The organism is Devosia sp. FJ2-5-3 (assembly GCF_029201545.1).
Lineage (GTDB): Bacteria > Pseudomonadota > Alphaproteobacteria > Rhizobiales > Devosiaceae > Devosia.
On record NZ_CP104007.1, the window covers coordinates 416851 to 433397 of the forward strand.

The window sequence follows — 16547 nt, forward strand, 5'->3', positions numbered from 1 at the left end:
CTTTTTCCCGGGCTGATCGTAAATCAAATCTAAGAACTGTGCCCTATATCTCGGGTCGCACCGTCGAATGGGTTTGGGCATCCAGGCAGGCCTAGGGACGAGTCCATCCCTGCAGTCCGGCAATGCCCCCAACAAGCGCGGTGGCGATTTCGATGGCGGTGACGCCCAGGGTCTTTGCAAGGATTGGTTCCGTGTCGAATGCTTCCGAACTCCATCCGTTCCTGTCGATAGACATTGCCGCAGGGCCGAAGGTGTTGGCGCCGCGTGCGGAAACCGAATTGCTGGGCCGGACGGCGATCGAGCTCCTGGCCGATATCGGTGAACCGGTGGTGGTGGATGTGTGTTGCGGCTCCGGCAATCTGGGCCTTGCCATCGCCCATGCCCGGCCGGATGCAACAGTCTACCTCACCGACCTGACCGATGAGACGGTAGCCCAGGCGCGGAGCAATGCGGATCGCTTGGGCCTGTCGCCGCGTGTCCGGATCGGGCAGGGCGATCTCTTCGCCGGTGTCGCCGATCTGCTTGGAGGGCAAGGCGTCGACCTGATCGTGTGCAATCCGCCCTATATTTCGACGAGCAAGCTGGTTGGGGATGCGGCCCATTTGCTGGAGCGAGAGCCGCGAGAGGCCTTTGACGGCGGCGATTACGGCATTGCCGTGCACCAGCGCCTTGTCAGCGAGGCGCCGAATTATCTCAAGCCGGGCGGCTGGCTGACCTTTGAATTCGGGCTGGGCCAGGATCGGCAGGTGGCCCTGCTGCTTAAGCGAAGCGGGCGATTTGGGGACATCTCTTTTGCCAATGACGATCTCGGACGGCCCCGGGTTGCCTATACCCGGCTCAACTAACGCATCGGCATGGGTCGAAGAGAAGATGATGGAAGTGGCGACAATTCGCCCGCTCGATGCGGATGACATCAAGGCCGTCGGGCAATTGTTCATGCGGCACTTTCGAAAGTCTTCGCAGGAGCCGCCCCACGAACTGATCGTCTATCTTGACCAGCTCTTTTCGTCGGGGCCTTTTGCCGACCCGGCCATGCCCTCGCTTGTGCATGTGCGGCCGGATGGCGCGATCTCGGGCTTTATCGGGGTTACGTCCCAGCCGATGAAAATCGGGGAGAATTCCCTCAATGTAGCCGTGTGCGGCGCCCTGATGGTGGATGGGCGGGAGGCCGATCCCCTGGCAGGCGCGCGGCTTTTGAAATCCTTTCTTTCGGGAAGCCAGGATCTCTCGCTCAGCGAAACGGCGGGGGACGCCACTTTGGCTATGTGGCGCCAATTGCGCGGTGATGTTCTCTCGCAGCACAGCCTCGACTGGCTCCGGGTGATCCGGCCAGGCGGCTTCGCGCTCGAAACCGGGCGCCAGCGTATGTCTGCCCTCGGGATCATGTCCGGGGTGACGGGATGGGTGGATGGGCAGTTGCGCCGCTCGCGGGCGGGCAAGAATGATCTGCGCTGGGCGACGTTTCCGGACGATTTCAAATTGCCGGGCAATATCGGCGTCGAAGAGCTGTCACGCGCGGCGTTCGTCGCCGAAGTGCAGGAGTTTACCGAGCGCTTTCCCATCAGCCGGGACTGGAGCGCGGCGGCGCTGGCGCAATTGAGCGATGATATCGGCTGCAAATCGGCGCAGGGCGCGTTGCGTCTCGGGGCTGTGGTGGCCCGCGGCGGGATGCGTCTCGGCGCCTTCGCCTATTACGAGCGGGCGGGGGCAACGGCGCGCGTCCTCGATATCCTGGCTGCACCCCGGAATGCGGGACTGGTCATTGACAGCCTGCTCAAGGATGCAGCAGGGCGCGGCGCGGTGGCCGTCCGTGGGCGGACCAGTCCGGCGCTTTTCGACGCCTTGCTGGAGCGGCGCTGCCTGATGTTCCGCCATGGCGCCAGCGTCATTTCCAGCCCGGACAGGGATTTGGTCGCCCGTTTCCAGAAGGGTGATGCCCATTTCAATGGAGTGGTGGGCGAGAGGTGGTCTAGACTTGTCGGGGACGAGTTTCTTAACCCTAAACTTTAATGTCGTTTGCACTTCGCAACAGTCCTGCGCAGTTGTTGCATTGGCGCAGGGGGCGTGCGCTCTGTCACTCCATTGCGGAACGCGAGGCAAATTCCCATGTGCGGGCTTGCAGGATATTGCGGGACCGATTTTGCCCCTGAACAAGGGCAAGCGCTGCTCCACGCCATGACCGATCGTATCGCCCATCGCGGGCCGGATGCGAGCGGGGTCTGGGCCGCGCCCGGCATCGGGCTGGGGCACAGGCGGCTCTCCATCGTCGGGCTTGCCGATGGGCAGCAGCCCATGGGGCTGGAAGGCCACGATCTGATGCTCGCCTATAATGGCGAGATCTTCAATTTCGTCGAGCTCAGGGCCGATCTCGAGGCGCGGGGACGCGTCTTCCGCACCGGCAGCGACACCGAGGTGCTTTTGCACCTTTACGCCGAGCATGGCGTCGATTGCCTCGAAAAGCTCAATGGCGATTTTGCCTTCGCGCTCTGGGATGGCGCGCGCAGGCGCCTGTTCCTCGCCCGCGATCGGGTCGGCGTGCGGCCGCTCTTTTATGCCAGGCGGTCGGGGGCGCTCTACTTCGCCTCCGAGATCAAGGCGCTGCTCGCCGTTCCCGGCATCGAAGCCGAGATCGACCCCTATGCGCTCGATGAAATCTTCACCCTCTGGGCGCCGCTGGCGCCGCTGACCGGCTTCCAGGGTATTCTCGAGGTGCCGCCGGGCCATTTCATGGTGGTCGAGAACGGGCAGACCCGTATCCAGCGCTATTGGGATTTCGAATTTCCCGATATGGCCGATGGCTCTGATCCGCGCTCGGAAGACGCGATGGCCGAGGAAGTGCTGGCGTTGCTCGATGACGCGACCCGCATTCGCATGCGCGCCGACGTGCCGGTGGGGGCCTATCTGTCGGGTGGGCTCGATTCGGCCATCACCGCGGCGCTGGCCCAAAGGCATACGAGCCAAAAGCTATCGACCTTTTCGGTGGGCTTCGACAGCCCCGAACATGACGAAACCGAATTTCAAAATATCATGGCGGCGGCGCTGGGCACCGATCACCGCTCCATTTCCTGCAGCAATGACGACATCGCAGCGTCTTTCCCCGCCGTCATCGCCCATACCGAGCGCCCGATCGTGCGCACGGCGCCGGCGCCGCTGTTTCGGCTCTCCGGCCTCGTGCGGGACAATGGCATCAAGGTCGTGCTGACCGGGGAGGGCGCCGACGAGGTCTTTGCCGGCTACGACATCTTCAAGGAAGACAAGGTCCGCCGCTTTGCCGCCCGCCAGCCCGGTTCGGCGCGGCGGCCGCTGCTGTTCAAGCGGCTCTATCCCTATCTGCCGGGCCTCCAGAACCAGTCGGCCGATTATCTCACCGCGTTTTTCGGGGTGACGCCGGATCTTCTGAACGATCCACTGGCTTCGCATCGGCCGCGTTTCCGCTCGACGTCAGCGGCAAAAATCTTCTTTTCGGGCGATCTGCGCGCGACGCTCGCGGGTTATGATGCCGCAGCGGCGCTGGCCGAAACACTGCCCCAGCGATTTGGCCGCTGGCATCCCCAGCACCAGGCGCAATATCTGGAGAGCCGCTATCTCCTGCCCGGCTATATTCTTTCCTCCCAGGGCGATCGTATGGCCATGGCCCATGGGATCGAGGGGCGCTTCCCCTTCCTCGACCACCGGCTGATGGCGCTGGCGGCGAAACTGCCGCCAAGGGTGACGCTCAAGGGGCTCGTCGAAAAGCACATCTTGCGGCGCGCGACGCGGCATTTGCTGCCCGAGGCGATCAGCAATCGCACCAAGCAGCCCTATCGCGCACCCGACAGCCAGGCTTTTGCGACGACCAACGCGCCGGACTATGTGGGCGAATGCCTCTCGCCCGAGGCCATCGCCGAAACCGGCCTGTTCAATCCCCAGGCAGTGGCAAAACTCGTGGCCAAGGCCGGCACGTCCGGCGTCGAGGGCTTTCGCGACAACACCGCCTATGTAGGGGTGCTTTCAACCCAGATCTGGCACCGGGAATTTGCCCGGCGCGCCAATGCCGCCCAGGCGGCCGAGTGATTAACCAGCGGCGAATGAGAACAATATGAGCGACGACATCAAGGCCAATATCCGCAGCTTCATCATCGAGAATTTCCTCTTCGGCGACACCAGCCAGCCCATCGAGGACACGACCTCGCTGATCGACAATGGCTATGTGGATTCCACCGGCGTGCTCGAGCTTGTCTTCCACATCGAGCAGAATTTTGGGATCAAGGTCGCCGACAATGAGATCGTGCCGGCCAATCTCGACAGCGTCGGCGCCATCGCGGCCTATATCGAGAAAAAGCAGCAAAGCGCTGCCGCCTGAGGCGGGAAGGCCATTCGATGCGCGTCGAGGATTTCCTGCGCCACAGCGCCGCTCGCCTGCCGGACAAGACCGCCCTTGTCGTCGGCGAGCGCCGGATCAGCTATGCCGAGCTGGATGGGCTGAGCACGTCCCTTGCGGCCGGACTTGCGGCCAATGGCGTGCGCCGGGATGACAGGGTGCTGATCTATCTCGACAATGGCTGGGAAGCGGCCGTGGCGATCTTTGCCGTGCTCAAGGCCGGCGCGACGTTCAGCCCGATCAATCCCTCGACCAAGCCGGACAAGCTGGCCTTCATCGCCGGCAATTGCGAGGCGCGCGCCATTATCACCCAGTCCCGGCTCGCGGGGGGCGTGGCGCAGGCGATTGTGGAAGGGGCGCAGTTTTCGGCGATCATCTCTGCTGGAGACAGTGCTCTTTTGTCCGAGGTCGTGCAGCTCGAGACGCTGCTCGCCGCCCCGGTAGAGGCGCCGATCCATGGCGGCATCGACAGTGACCTGGCCATGCTCATCTATACCTCCGGCTCGACCGGCCGGCCCAAGGGCGTGATGATGAACCACCGCAATATCGAGGCGGCGGCGACTTCGATCACCACCTATTTGGAAAACACCGAGCACGACATCATCCTCAATGTGCTCCCGCTGGCCTTCGACTATGGGCTCTATCAGCTCTTGATGGCGGTCAAGTTGGGCGCCACGCTCATCATCGAAAAATCCTTCGCCTTCCCGGCTGCGATCTTCGAGATCATGCGGCGCGAGAAGGTGACAGGTCTGCCGCTGGTGCCGACCATGGCGGCGATGATCCTTACCATGAAGGATCTGGTGCCCGGCTCCTTCCCGGATCTGCGTTATATTTCCAATACCGCCGCAGCGCTGCCGCCGGCCCATATCGAGCGGCTGCGCGTGCTGCTGCCGGGCACGACCATTTTTTCGATGTATGGCCTGACCGAATGCAAGCGCTGCACCTATCTGCCGCCGTCGCGGCTGGACGACAAGCCGGGCTCGGTGGGCATTGCCATTCCCAATACCGAAGCCTTTGTTGTCGATGACAATGGCCAGCGCGTTGCGCCGGGCGAAATTGGCCAGCTGGTCATTCGCGGACCGCATGTCATGCAGGGCTATTGGCAGAATTCGGAAGCGACCGAGAAGGCGCTGCGTCCGGGCCCGAACCCCTGGGAAAAGGTGCTCTATACCGGCGATCTCTTTTACGCCGATGACGAGGGCTTTTTGTATTTCGTCGGGCGCACTGACGACATCATCAAGACGCGCGGCGAGAAGGTTGCGCCCAAGGAGGTCGAGGCGGTGCTCGTCTCCTGCCCGGGCGTGGTTGAAGCGGTGGTAGTCGGCAGGGCCGACCCCGTGCTGGGCCACGCCATCCACGCCATTGTGGTGAAATCCGATCCCGATCTCGGCGAGCGGGATGTGATCCGCCACTGCGCCAGGCACCTCGAAGATTTCATGGTGCCCAAATCCATCGAGTTTCGTGACAGCCTGCCCAAGACCGATACGGGTAAGGTCAGTCGCCGGCTCGCCGCTGAAAGCCTGGAGACGTCCTGAGATGAGCCGCTTTTCACCCCAAACCCTGCTCATCGACGCAGAGGCCGAAATCGCGCGCATCACCAGCGCCATGCGCAGCCAATTGCGCACCGACCTCAAGCGGCGCGGCTTCGTGCTGGGCCTCTCGGGCGGCATCGATTCCAGCCTCTGCGCCGCGCTGGCGGTAAAGGCGGTGGGGCCAGAGCGGGTGTTCGGGATTTTTATGCCGGAAAATGACTCCGACCCCGAAAGCCTCGAGTTGGGTCGGGCCGTGGCCGAGACATTCGGATTTGCGGCAGAGGTGGAAGACATCGGCCCGGCGCTGGCTGCGATGGGATGCTACGCGCGCCGCGATACCTTTATCCGCACGCTGGTCCCGGAGTTCGGGGACGGCTGGGGCTGCAAGGTGGTCATTGCCGATCCGCTCTCGGGCGGCGGCATCGCCATTTCCTCGCTGGTGGTGCAATCGCCCACTGGCGAGATGCAAAAAATCCGGCTCACGGCCGAGGCCTATCAGGGGATCATCGCTGCCACCAATATGAAGCAGCGCACCCGCAAGCAGATGGAATATTATCACGCTGACCGGCTCAATTATGCCGTCATAGGAACTCCGAACCGGCTCGAATATGATCAGGGGTTCTTCGTCAAGAACGGTGATGGCGCGGCGGATCTCAAACCCATCGCCCATCTCTATAAATCCCAGGTCTATCAGCTGGCCGCCCATATGGGCGTGCCTGAAGCCATCTGCCGGCGCCCGCCGACCACCGACACCTGGTCGATGGCGCAGAGCCAGGAAGAGTTTTACTTCGCGCTTCCCTATGACCGGATGGATCTTTGCCTTTATGGCCTCAGCCACGATCTGCCGCGTGAGGAAGTGGCGGAGGCGGCGGGGCTGACGGCAGACCAGGTCGACGCCGTCTGGGCCGACATCGCCCGCAAGCGCGTGGCAACACGCTATCTCAGCCTGCCGCCTCTCTTGGTGGAGTAGTTTTCCGGCGACGGCGAGCCGGGCGGCGGCCTATTTGCGGCCGCGTCTCTCGGTCGCCCATTCGCGCGCTGCCAGCCCAAGCATTTTGGGGCTGTGCACGAGATAGCGCCGCCACAGCCGGCGCGGCTCGCGCAGGAGCCGGTACAGCCATTCAAGCCCGATGCGCGACACCCATTGCGGCGCCCGGCGCTCGGGGTAGACCAGAAACTCCATCGCTGCGCCGATGCACAGCCCGACGCCAACCGCGCTGCCGCGCTGGGCCACGGCATGGGCGATCAGTTCCTGCTGCGGCGATCCCACGGCGAGGAAAGTGAAGCGGGCCGGATGATCCTCGATGAAGCGGACGATTTTCGCCCGCTTTTCCGGATCGGCCAGAAGGCCCATGGGGGCGTCGTAGTGGGTGAGATTGGTGAGACCGAATTGACGGGTCAAGGCGGCTGCGATGTCCTGGTCGCCGCCCACAAGCAACAGCGGCCAATCGGGATCGAAATCGGGCGCGTGAAACAGGGCCCGAACAAGGTCCGCGCCCGTCGTGGTCGTCAGCTCCAGCCCTCGCAGCCAGGCGAGAATGGAAACCACGCGGCTGTCATTGAGGCAGAAATCGGCTTCGTGATAGGCGCGCGCGATTTCGGCGGACCTGTCGATGCGCACCAGATGGTCTGCATTGGGCGTCACGAGGCTGGCGAAGGGGGCGCCTTCGTTCCGGCGGATGAGGATGTCGAGGATGTCGCTTTCTTCGAGCGCGTCATAGTGCACGCCCAGGAAACGCAGTCGTCTGCCGGTCAGCAGGTCGTCCTGCTCCAATAGGATGGTCATGGATCCTCGTCCTTCGTCCAGGCGTCAGGCCGTTTCCGCCGGGGTCGCGCGGAGCGTGTCGGCGCGTGCCACCAGGAAGATCAACGGCTGCATGACACTGAACAGAAGGATGCCGCGAATGAATAAAGATGCTTCTGTGATATTGTGTAAAATGAAGATCAAAGCCATGACTGCAAATAACGCGAATGCGGGCCTGCATTCAACATTGCTGATGAAAGAGTGCAAGAGGCTTCTGGCAAAAAGTGCAAAGAAGACCAGAGTGGCCAATATCGTCGCGGGCAGGCCAAGCTGCAGCCAAAGCTCAAGATAACCATTGTGGGCCTGATTGATTATCCCGGCCTCGATATCGCCCAGCCAGCTTCCCGGGTCGGCGCGCAAGAGGGGATCCGCACCGGGCCCGACGTCCCAAAAGGCCGCATATCCATGGCCTAGCCAGGGTCGCTCCATGGCCACCCGGGTGGCGAAGGCCCACAATTCGTCGCGCCCGGTGAGGGAGGTGTCGGCGAGGACGAGGCCGATGACGGCCATGATGTCGAACTCGTTGAGCGTGAGAACAATGACGAGGCCAATGGAGGCTGCAAGGCCCGCCAGGAGCGCTGCAAGCAGCACTATCGGACCGCCCCTGGCCACGAGGACATAGCCGACGAACATGACAATGCCCAGAAGCGCCAGACCCAGCGAGGTCTTGCTCTGGCTCAGGACCAGGAAGGCCATGGACAGGCCCAGCATGGCGATGGCGCCCAGAGCCTCTGTCCGCCTGTGCTTCCAGCCGAAGAGCCAGGCGGCATTGGCCAGAGCGGCGATCATGGCCACGGTGCCGGCCTCGTTCTTCTGAGCATATATGCCCTGCACCCCAATCTCGGTGATGGCGCGCGCTGGAACGAGCACGATTGACGCCAGATTGATCAGGATCACGCCTGCGGCGAAGAGGCAGAAAATCTTTGTCGCCCGGCGCAGATCGTGGATGCCGACGGCGACGCCGGCGGCGGTGAGGGTCATGCAGGCGAGGACGATGGTGCGCCGCAGGGTGAGGTCCGGAAAATCGGACCACAGGAAGCTCAGTGTCGCGAAGGCGACCAGCGCCCAGGTGCCCGCCGCGCGCCACAGGAGGCTGGGCAGGGCGCGATAGTTGAGGAGCAGCACCATGACGGCGAGGGCTGCCATCGAGAGCAGAAGGGCGCGGTTGAGCGGGTTGCCATCAACGCGATCGGTGAGCGAATTCGTGCTCAGCGGACTGGTGCCGATGAACGCAAAGACGAGGAAAGCGGCGGTGAGGATTGCGTGGAGGACCGCGCTGAGGCGCGCAACAGCCGCGCCCGCCTGCGGGTTCTCCTGTGGAACAGCCGATGAGGTGAATGGCACGTCCATTTTAGCGCATTTCCGTGGGCCGGGCGTCCCACCGCAAATAGCTGGAAAATTATAATTTCTCGTGTACCCCTGACCTTTAAGCGGGGAAGGCGGGCTGAGAGGCGAATGGCAGAGCACACCGAAAGCGTTTCGATCATCATTCCCACCCTGAACCGCCCGCAGCCCCTGCGCCGGGCCCTTGCCAGCGTTGCGGCGCAGCGCCTGCCCGAGGGCATCGGGCTCGACGTTGTGGTGGTGGACAATTCGCCCGACCGCTCGGCGCAGTGGGTGTCCGAGAGTTTTCCGCAGATGCGCTATCTCTCCGAGCCGCTCCCCGGCGTCGCCAATGCCCGTAATGCGGGGGTCAATGGCTCGACGGGGCACTGGGTCGCCTTTCTCGATGACGACGAGGAAGCCGCGCCGGACTGGATTGCCAGGCATCTGGACACTCTCCGGCGCAGCGGTGCCGATGGCAGTTTTGGCCCGGTCGTGGCGCGTGCGGAAGGGGCAGGCGCGAGCAGCGACCCGTCGATTATCGCCTTTTTCGAGCGGCGGATGGATTTGCCTCCGGGCAGCGACATCACTGCAAGGGCCGCCTATCTGGGCACCAATAATTCGGTTTTCGCGCGCGCCACCTGTCTCGGGGCAGAAAATCCCTTCGACATTTCACTCAACGAGACCGGCGGGGAAGACAGCCTCCTGCTCCAGCAATTGGTGAAGCAGGGGCGTCGCTTTGCCTGGGCAGCCGAGGCCGCGGTCACCGAATTCGTGCCCGAGAAGCGGCTCAACTGGGACTATGTCACGCGCCGGCGTTTCCTCAGCGGGCAGATCCGGACTTTCGTGCAATCCATGCTCCAGCCGCCGCGCTGGGATCGCATCGTCTTCTGGATGCTGGCAGGCGCTGTGCAGGGCATGTGCTGGTCGCTTCTTGGCTTGATCTCCCGTGATCGCAACAAAGCCCAAGAGGCGCGTTCAAAAGCCTGGGGCGGGTGGGGCAAGCTGTTCTGGGCAAGGCGCTTTCGGCCCCGCCTTTATGGCAGGGGCCTCGTCTCCTGACAGGTCGATCCCGCCAGATGTCAGGCGTTTCGGGCCGGGCGCACGGCCGCGAGGAGTTGGGTCAGGACCTCCGGGCGCAGCAGGCGCAACAGCATGGCCTGGGTGACGATCCCGGTCGCAATGCCTCCGATCAGCGCCGCCCAGATACTGATCGGTTGTAGCCAGAAAATCACTGCCATGGTGGCCGCGCTCATCAGCCCGGTGACGCCCCAGGCGGGCAGCAGGAGCATGATCCGCACGCTTGCGGGCCATTGCCGGCGGCCGAGGGGAAACAGAAGCGCCAGGAATGCGGCGGCGGCATCGCCGGCCAGCCGGGACAGGCAGACGGCCAAAATCGGCCAGTCGCGCAGGGCCACCAGGACCAGCCCGGTCATGGAAAGCCGGGCGAGGCTGCCCAGCAAGCCATATTCGGGCGCGCCCTGGGCGGAGAGGGCGGTAAAGATTGGCTGCGCCGGCATGGAGAGCGCGGCGCCGATGGCCAGGCCAATGGCGATGGGAACGGCATCTTCCCAGCCCGCCCCGGTGACCAGGGGCAGTAGCAGGGGAATGACGCAGGCAAGGCCGGCAAAGATCGGGGCCGTGACATTGGCCAGGAGCCGAACCGGCTGGTCGCGCTCGCTGTCGGGCGCTTTTTGAAGCGCTATGCGTCGGAAGGTCGGGAAGGTGAAATTGTGGAGGGCGCCCATGACCGCGCCACGGACCGGCTCGATCACGCGCATGGCCATGTTCATCTGCCCGAGCACGGCAAGACCGAAAAAGCTGGCCACCAGATTGCTGAACAGCAGATAGGTCAGATTGTCGGTGATCCGGTCGAGCGAGGCGATGCTGGCAATCCGCCGCAGATCGGCAAGATGGGGGCCGGAAAAGCGCGGCATGAGCGGATAGCCGACGCGGGTCTGCAGCATGAGCGATTGCACGACCACGCCGGCCAGACGCAAGACGATCAACGACCAGACGCCGGCGCCAAGCAGGGCCGCCGCGATGGCCAATGGCGCCGAGACCAGATGGCTCACCAGATCGGCCCCGGCAATTTCGGTGAAGCGTCTTTGCCGGCGGGCCCGCGCGCCGACCAGTTCACCGTGACCGCTGAAGAGGATCGACAGCATGGTGACGGGGAGGAGATATTGGATTTCAGGAGCGGCATAGGCTTTCGCCAGAATGGGGGCGACAAGCAGCGAAGCGGCGATCAGCGCCAAGCCAACGGCAAGGCTTACGCCCAGCGCCGATTGCAGGTGCAGCTTGCGCAGGACACGTCTTTGCGCCAGCGCATCCTGAAAGGGGGCGCCGACAACAAGCCCGGCTGCGGCGGCCGTCGCGAGTACGATGGCCGCGACGCCGAAATCTGCCGGGTCGAGCAGACGCGACAGGACGATGGTGGTGCCACCCAGACAGAAAAGCCGAACGAGGGCGTCTGCCCCCGCCCAACCGACCCATTTAAGGATGTGATTTGGCTTCGCCATGGATTTTACGCGCCTAGAAAGCAGGCAAAGGCGCTGGAGAGGCGCTGGCCTCTCCGGCACAAGAATTGGCGCGCGACATCGGTGCCTCTATGATCTTCGGGCACCAGGCTCTGATTTGCGATCATGTCGACCCTAGGGGGAGGCGCTCTCGGGACCAATGACCCGGGGAGCATTGAGAGAGCCCGGGCGCGGGCCGGCTTCGATGCGCTCGCCAAAGGGAAATATCAAATCCTTCATAACCCGCAACACGACGAGAGCAAATCCGAACAGGGCGGCGACGAAGGCGCCGGCCACGCCCCACAGGATCACGCCAAGGACACTGGGGCCGGGTTCTGGCGCATAAGCCATGGAGAGGACGCGAATATTGGTCGAATCGATGCGGGCGAATTCCGACATTTCGCGGCTGCGCGTCTCGAACGAGGCCAGCAATTCGCGGTCCGAGCGGATCTGCTCTTCGAGTGTGCGCAGTTCGATGGAGGATTCCCGCGCTTCCGCACTTTGTGCGATCAGCCTGTCCACCGCCGCAGTGGCGCTGGCGAGTTCCTGCTCGGCCTGACGGAGGAGAATCGCCCCCGCATCCCGCATGCGGCTGATTTCTGCGCGGAGGCGCTGTTCGAGCTCTGCGACCTGCCCCTGAACGCTCTGGAGCGTGGGGTGCATGGCGCCGAGGCGCGTGGCAAGGCTGGCATATTCCTCGCGGGCCGCGTTCAGCCGGTCCATCAAGGTGCTGAGCCGGGCCTGGTCATTGATATCGGCCAGGGTCATGATCGTTGCCGGTTCGGCGCCGATCAGCTGTTCGCGCCGGACGCGCGCCGCCGAGAGCCGTTCCTCGGCTTCTCCCCGCGCCCGGACGGCGGCGGTCAGTTGTTGATCCACCAGCAATTGCTGATCGGTGCTGACCAGGTTGTACTGGCGCCGATGGGCTTCCGCGCGCTCCTCGGAGGCGGCGAGACGCAGGCGCAATTGCTCGAGGCGGGATTGCAGATTGTCGGTCAGCCGCGTCGCGATATTGGTCTGGCTGGTCACGTCTTCATCGAGATAAGCCTGGACCACGGCATTGGCCAGCTGCGCGGCGCCCTCAGGGGAGTCCGCCCGCGCGACCACGGAAATGATATAGCTGCGCTCTGCCCGGGATACGCTGATCCGCCGACGCAGCGCATCGAGTTCGGTAGCAGAAAGGCTCGGCGCGGGTGTCGCACTGTCGGCGCCCGATGGCGTCGGGTTGCCACCGGCCTCGAGTGCGCGAAATGCCCGTGTCAGGACCTGGCCGGACAGGAGGACATGCATCTGGCTTTCGACATAGTTGACGCCGGCATTGGCGTCATATTGGCCGTTGACCAATTCGTTCTCGAATACCTGGAGGCCGCGGGGATCGACGAATATCTCGGCGGTTGCGCGATAGGTCTGGGGCGAGACGGTGCGGATCAGCATGGCGAGACATGCACAGGCCAGGACCAAGAAAAAGATCGGGACTATGAGCCCCAGTGCTTCCTGGTAAAGACGTCTCAGGACATAAGGCCAGGAGTTGGCACTGTCAGTTGTCTGCCAGCCAATTCCATTCACAGTCATGGGGCCTAACCTTCAACACATCGGCAGGCGCCGCAGAGTGCGACTAATGCCGTTCAGTGCATTACGTCTGTGTCTATGCCACATGAGATTTAACAAGGCGTAGATAGATAGGACTATCTTTAGCCATCGTCGTTAATGCTTTCCTTAGCTCGATCACACCGCCAGCGAGTGCCTTGCGGTGCCGGCGGCGAGATAGGTGTCGAACAGGGCGGCAATCGTGCGGACGAAGGGCTTTCCCGTTTCGGTCACCACAAAGCGGTCGCCCGCCATCGCGGTGAGGCCATCCCTATCGGTCAGTGCGAGCAGCCGCGCTTCGTCCATCAGCGCCTTGCCGGCCGCGCCGAAGCGGGAGACATCGCCGGGGGCGAGTGTGAACCGGCACAAAAGCGCGGATATGGCTTCCGCGCGCAGCCGGTCGACCGGGTTCAATGCAAAGCCGCGCGCCACGGCCACGCCGCCGTCGCGCACGGCGCGGGAATAGTCGCCCGTGGCGGTGATGTTCTGGATATAGCCCTGCGGCAATTGCCCGATGGCCGAGGCGCCCAGACCGATCAGCGCATCGGCGGCATCGTCGGTGTAGCCCTGAAAATTGCGCCGGAGTGTTCCGGTGCGCGCGGCGATGGCAAGGCTGTCGTCAGGCATTGCGAAGTGATCGAAGCCGATCGGCTCCATGCCACCTTGGGCCAAGAGGTTAGCCGCCAATTGCGCCTGGGCGAAGCGGACAAATTTGTCGGGCAGCGCTTCTTCCGGGATCATTTTCTGGTGCGTTTTCATCCAGGGCACATGGGCATAGCCGAAAAGCGCTGCCCGGTCGGGATTGAGCGACAGCGCAGCCTCAATGGTCCTGGCGAGACCCGCTTCGGTCTGGAAGGGCAGGCCATAGAGCAGGTCGAGATTGACCGAGCGCACGCCGCGCGCCCGCATGGCCTCGACCACGCCACGCGTGTCCTCAAAGCTCTGCAGCCTATTGATGGCCTTTTGCACTCTTGGGTCGAAATCCTGCACGCCGATGCTGGCGCGGGTCAGCCCGAACGCGGCCATGGCATCGTAGCGCCCGGCGTCGATGTCGTTGGGGTCGATCTCGATGCTGATTTCCGCGTCACTTGCGAGGGTGAAGCGCTCATCGAGCCGCGTGCGTAGCGCCAGGAGGTCGGCGGGCCTGAGCAGCGTTGGCGAGCCGCCGCCGAGGTGGATCGCGGTCATCAATCCGCGGCCCTCAAGCTGGGCCGACACCCAGTCGATCTCCGCGTGGAGCGCGACGAGGTAGTCGGCGATCGGTTCATAGCGCAGCGTGTGCTTGGTGTGGCAGCCGCAGAACCAGCACAGCCGGTCGCAATAGGGGATGTGCAGATAAAGCGAGATCGTCGCTTCCGCAGGCAGGCCTTTCAGCCAGCCGGCATATGTCGAATTGGTCACGCCGGCATGGAAATGGGGCGCGGTGGGGTAGCTGGTATAGCGCGGCACGGGCGTCGAATAGCGCGCGATGAGGTCGGTCGAAATGGTCAATTGGCGATCCTTCCCTGAGGGGGTGCGAAGAGACGCAGCCATTCGCGCTCGGTCGCCACGTGGCGACGCATGCTGTCGAAAAAAGACCGCAGCAGATAGCCGAGCGCATCGGGAGAAGGCCGAGCCTCGCCGCGCATCATGGCGCGCAGAGCGTCGGCAACTTCCGCGGCGGCGGCGGCGTCTATCGCGTGAGCCGTCCCGCGCCTTTCCACGGCTTCGGGGGCGCTGGCCAAAAGGGGAAAGAGAAGGACGCGCTCGGCGGCCTGCAGCTTTTTCAAAGAGGGTTCGAGCCGCTCGATGAGATGATGGCAAAGGGCGGCATCGATCCGGCTGGGCAGGGCATCGGCCAGGGTTTCGAGCCCCTCGCAGAGCGCCAGCATGTCATCATAGGCTGCGTTCAGCGCGCCTCTATCGGCCCCAGGCATGGCCATTCTCGTGCTCCGCACCAGGACAATTCCTGATGCTCAGCTAACACGGGCCTGAGGAGCGGCCCTTGACCAGGATCAAGCCGCGAGGAGGTCATCGCGACGGGCAGCGCCGCCGGGGATTTACTCGGTCAGCCCGCTCGGATTGTAGAGTCGCAACGGTCGAATTTCATAGGAGCCGCCATCGGGATTGGCCTTGGCCAGGTCGCGCGCGAAATCCAGCGCCTCGTCCATGTTCGCGCAATCGGCGACGTAAAAGCCCAAAAACTGTTCCTTGGTCTCGGCGAAAGGGCCATCGAAGACCACAGGCTCGCCCGAGGATTTGCGCAGGGTCTTGGCTTCGTCGGTGTTCCAGAGCCGCACGACTGGCCCCAGCTTGCCCTTTTCGCTCATGCGCGACTGTACCGCACCGAGGCGTTCCATGCAGGCCGCGTCTTCCTCCGGTGTCCACCGGGAGACGGCTCTCTCGTCATTGTAGCACAAAATGGCATAGAGCATGGGGCCCCTCCTCCGATTTGAGAGGGAACTATTGCGTCATAGAAGGCTGAAAATCCAGTCCGATCACGGCTCGGGCGTCACCTTTGGCCGTGCGATGGTGGCCGTGGCGCCGATTGAGGCGAAGATGATCGCGGCCATGCCGGCCAATTGCATGGCGCTCAGCCGCTCCCCCAGAATGACGAGGCCGGACAGGGCGGCGAGGGCCGGCTGACCGCTCATCAGAATGCCGAAGAGGCGCGAGGGAATTTTGGGCAGCGCGACCATGTCGAGCGCATAGGGAATGGCGCTCGACAGCAGCGCGACGCCGAGGCCGAGCGGCCAGATGGCCGGATCGAGGAGGGCCGTTCCGGCCTCGGCAATGCCGAAGGGCAGGGCGATGATGGCGGCCGTGCCGACGCCGAGCGCGGCGATATGGGGGCCGCCGCCCGTCCCGGCGCGCTGGCCGAAGACGATATAGCCGGCCCAGCAGGCGCCGGCGCAGAGCGCCAGCACAATGCCGATGAGGGAAACATCGCCATCAAAGCCGCTCCAGGGCAGCAGCAGGGCAAAACCGCCCACGGCCAGCACGATCCAGAAAAAGTCGAGCGGGCGCCGCGCCCCGAACAGCGCCACGGCCAGTGGGCCGGTAAATTCCAGTGCCACCGCCAGGCCGAGCGGAATATGGAAGAGGGCGGAGTAAAAGAAGAGGTTCATCGAGCCCATGGCCACGCCATAGAGCAGCACCGCGCGCTTTTGCCGTCCGTCCGGCCGATATCGCCAGGGACGGAAGACGATGACCAGCACCAGTGCGGCAAGGGTCAGGCGCAGGGCCGTTGCCCCGGATGCCCCTACCAGCGGAAACAGCATTTTGGCAAAGCTCGCCCCGGTCTGGGTGAAAACCATGCCGAGCGTGACGAGAAGAACGGGAACAAGAATGGTCTGGGGCCGCACGGCTTGGGCTCGAAGGAAGGGACAGGCAGGCTCTATCAGGGTTTTGAGGGAATGCCCATTGGTCCGACAGCGGGGGTT

The 16547-nt window shown here is 63.7% G+C and carries 15 protein-coding genes; 7 read left to right on the forward strand and 8 right to left on the reverse strand.

What is annotated here, in order from left to right:
• Positions 1–191 precede the first annotated feature (191 nt).
• The 6 genes from N0P34_RS02095 to nadE all read left to right on the forward strand — a co-directional run bounded on the left by N0P34_RS02095 (position 192) and on the right by nadE (position 6862).
• Entirely contained in the window at positions 192–845 is a 654-nt protein-coding gene (locus N0P34_RS02095; protein ID WP_275605374.1) for a HemK/PrmC family methyltransferase, read from the forward strand.
• 34 nt (positions 846–879) lie between these two features.
• Positions 880–2010 carry a hypothetical protein gene (locus N0P34_RS02100; RefSeq protein WP_275605375.1) on the forward strand — a complete coding sequence of 377 codons (1131 nt, stop codon included), beginning with the start codon at positions 880–882 and terminating at the stop codon, positions 2008–2010.
• 96 nt (positions 2011–2106) lie between these two features.
• Positions 2107–4053 carry an asparagine synthase (glutamine-hydrolyzing) gene (asnB, locus tag N0P34_RS02105; protein ID WP_275605376.1) on the forward strand — a complete coding sequence of 649 codons (1947 nt, stop codon included), beginning with the start codon at positions 2107–2109 and terminating at the stop codon, positions 4051–4053.
• Between the two features lie 25 nt (positions 4054–4078).
• Positions 4079–4342, forward strand: coding sequence for an acyl carrier protein (locus N0P34_RS02110; RefSeq protein WP_275605377.1), 264 nt, complete (start codon positions 4079–4081; stop codon positions 4340–4342).
• Between the two features lie 17 nt (positions 4343–4359).
• Complete coding sequence (locus tag N0P34_RS02115) at positions 4360–5895, forward strand: AMP-binding protein (RefSeq protein WP_275605378.1); 1536 nt, start codon at positions 4360–4362, stop codon at positions 5893–5895.
• A gap of 1 nt (position 5896) precedes the next feature.
• Positions 5897–6862: an NAD(+) synthase gene (nadE, locus tag N0P34_RS02120; RefSeq protein ID WP_275605379.1), complete on the forward strand. Its 966-nt coding sequence runs from the start codon at positions 5897–5899 to the stop codon at positions 6860–6862.
• Positions 6863–6892: 30 nt separating this feature from the next.
• Here the strand turns inward: nadE and N0P34_RS02125 are convergent, their stop codons facing one another.
• Both N0P34_RS02125 and N0P34_RS02130 read right to left on the reverse strand, forming a co-directional pair.
• The gene (locus N0P34_RS02125; protein WP_275605380.1) at positions 6893–7678 is read right to left on the reverse strand and encodes a WecB/TagA/CpsF family glycosyltransferase; all 786 of its coding nucleotides are present in this window, start codon (positions 7676–7678) and stop codon (positions 6893–6895) included.
• Between the two features lie 24 nt (positions 7679–7702).
• Positions 7703–9046 (reverse strand): O-antigen ligase family protein, encoded by a 1344-nt coding sequence (locus N0P34_RS02130; protein ID WP_275605381.1) that lies wholly within the window; start codon positions 9044–9046, stop codon positions 7703–7705.
• Between the two features lie 105 nt (positions 9047–9151).
• On the opposite strand from N0P34_RS02130, the gene N0P34_RS02135 reads away from it, so the two are divergent.
• Positions 9152–10081 carry a glycosyltransferase family 2 protein gene (locus N0P34_RS02135; protein ID WP_275605382.1) on the forward strand — a complete coding sequence of 310 codons (930 nt, stop codon included), beginning with the start codon at positions 9152–9154 and terminating at the stop codon, positions 10079–10081.
• Between the two features lie 20 nt (positions 10082–10101).
• Here the strand turns inward: N0P34_RS02135 and N0P34_RS02140 are convergent, their stop codons facing one another.
• The 6 genes from N0P34_RS02140 to N0P34_RS02165 form a co-directional block, all read right to left on the reverse strand.
• Positions 10102–11541 (reverse strand): oligosaccharide flippase family protein, encoded by a 1440-nt coding sequence (locus N0P34_RS02140; RefSeq protein ID WP_275605383.1) that lies wholly within the window; start codon positions 11539–11541, stop codon positions 10102–10104.
• A 132-nt stretch (positions 11542–11673) separates the two neighbouring features.
• Positions 11674–12972, reverse strand: coding sequence for a GumC family protein (locus N0P34_RS02145; RefSeq protein ID WP_345774448.1), 1299 nt, complete (start codon positions 12970–12972; stop codon positions 11674–11676).
• A gap of 291 nt (positions 12973–13263) precedes the next feature.
• Complete coding sequence (hemN, locus tag N0P34_RS02150; RefSeq protein ID WP_275607057.1) at positions 13264–14610, reverse strand: oxygen-independent coproporphyrinogen III oxidase; 1347 nt, start codon at positions 14608–14610, stop codon at positions 13264–13266.
• Positions 14611–14612: 2 nt separating this feature from the next.
• On the reverse strand, positions 14613–15047 hold the full coding sequence (locus N0P34_RS02155) for a hemerythrin domain-containing protein (protein WP_275605385.1): 435 nt from the start codon (positions 15045–15047) through the stop codon (positions 14613–14615).
• 117 nt (positions 15048–15164) lie between these two features.
• The gene (locus tag N0P34_RS02160) at positions 15165–15539 is read right to left on the reverse strand and encodes a YciI family protein (RefSeq protein WP_275605386.1); all 375 of its coding nucleotides are present in this window, start codon (positions 15537–15539) and stop codon (positions 15165–15167) included.
• 63 nt (positions 15540–15602) lie between these two features.
• A complete protein-coding gene (locus N0P34_RS02165; RefSeq protein WP_275605387.1) occupies positions 15603–16469 on the reverse strand; it encodes an EamA family transporter in 867 nt (288 codons plus the stop codon).
• Between the last annotated feature and the right edge of the window lie 78 nt (positions 16470–16547).

What these genes read in the sequence shown, in the direction of transcription:
- asnB (WP_275605376.1), top strand. Translation starts at nt 2,107, where the DNA reads ATGTGCGGGCTTGCAGGATATTGCGGGACCGATTTTGCCCCTGAACAA.
- N0P34_RS02110 (WP_275605377.1), top strand. Translation starts at nt 4,079, where the DNA reads ATGAGCGACGACATCAAGGCCAATATCCGCAGCTTCATCATCGAGAAT.
- N0P34_RS02115 (WP_275605378.1), top strand. Translation starts at nt 4,360, where the DNA reads ATGCGCGTCGAGGATTTCCTGCGCCACAGCGCCGCTCGCCTGCCGGAC.
- nadE (WP_275605379.1), top strand. Translation starts at nt 5,897, where the DNA reads ATGAGCCGCTTTTCACCCCAAACCCTGCTCATCGACGCAGAGGCCGAA.
- N0P34_RS02125 (WP_275605380.1), bottom strand. Translation starts at nt 7,678, where the DNA reads ATGACCATCCTATTGGAGCAGGACGACCTGCTGACCGGCAGACGACTG.
- N0P34_RS02130 (WP_275605381.1), bottom strand. Translation starts at nt 9,046, where the DNA reads ATGGACGTGCCATTCACCTCATCGGCTGTTCCACAGGAGAACCCGCAG.
- N0P34_RS02135 (WP_275605382.1), top strand. Translation starts at nt 9,152, where the DNA reads ATGGCAGAGCACACCGAAAGCGTTTCGATCATCATTCCCACCCTGAAC.
- N0P34_RS02140 (WP_275605383.1), bottom strand. Translation starts at nt 11,541, where the DNA reads ATGGCGAAGCCAAATCACATCCTTAAATGGGTCGGTTGGGCGGGGGCA.
- N0P34_RS02145 (WP_345774448.1), bottom strand. Translation starts at nt 12,972, where the DNA reads ATGCTGATCCGCACCGTCTCGCCCCAGACCTATCGCGCAACCGCCGAG.
- N0P34_RS02155 (WP_275605385.1), bottom strand. Translation starts at nt 15,047, where the DNA reads ATGGCCATGCCTGGGGCCGATAGAGGCGCGCTGAACGCAGCCTATGAT.
- N0P34_RS02160 (WP_275605386.1), bottom strand. Translation starts at nt 15,539, where the DNA reads ATGCTCTATGCCATTTTGTGCTACAATGACGAGAGAGCCGTCTCCCGG.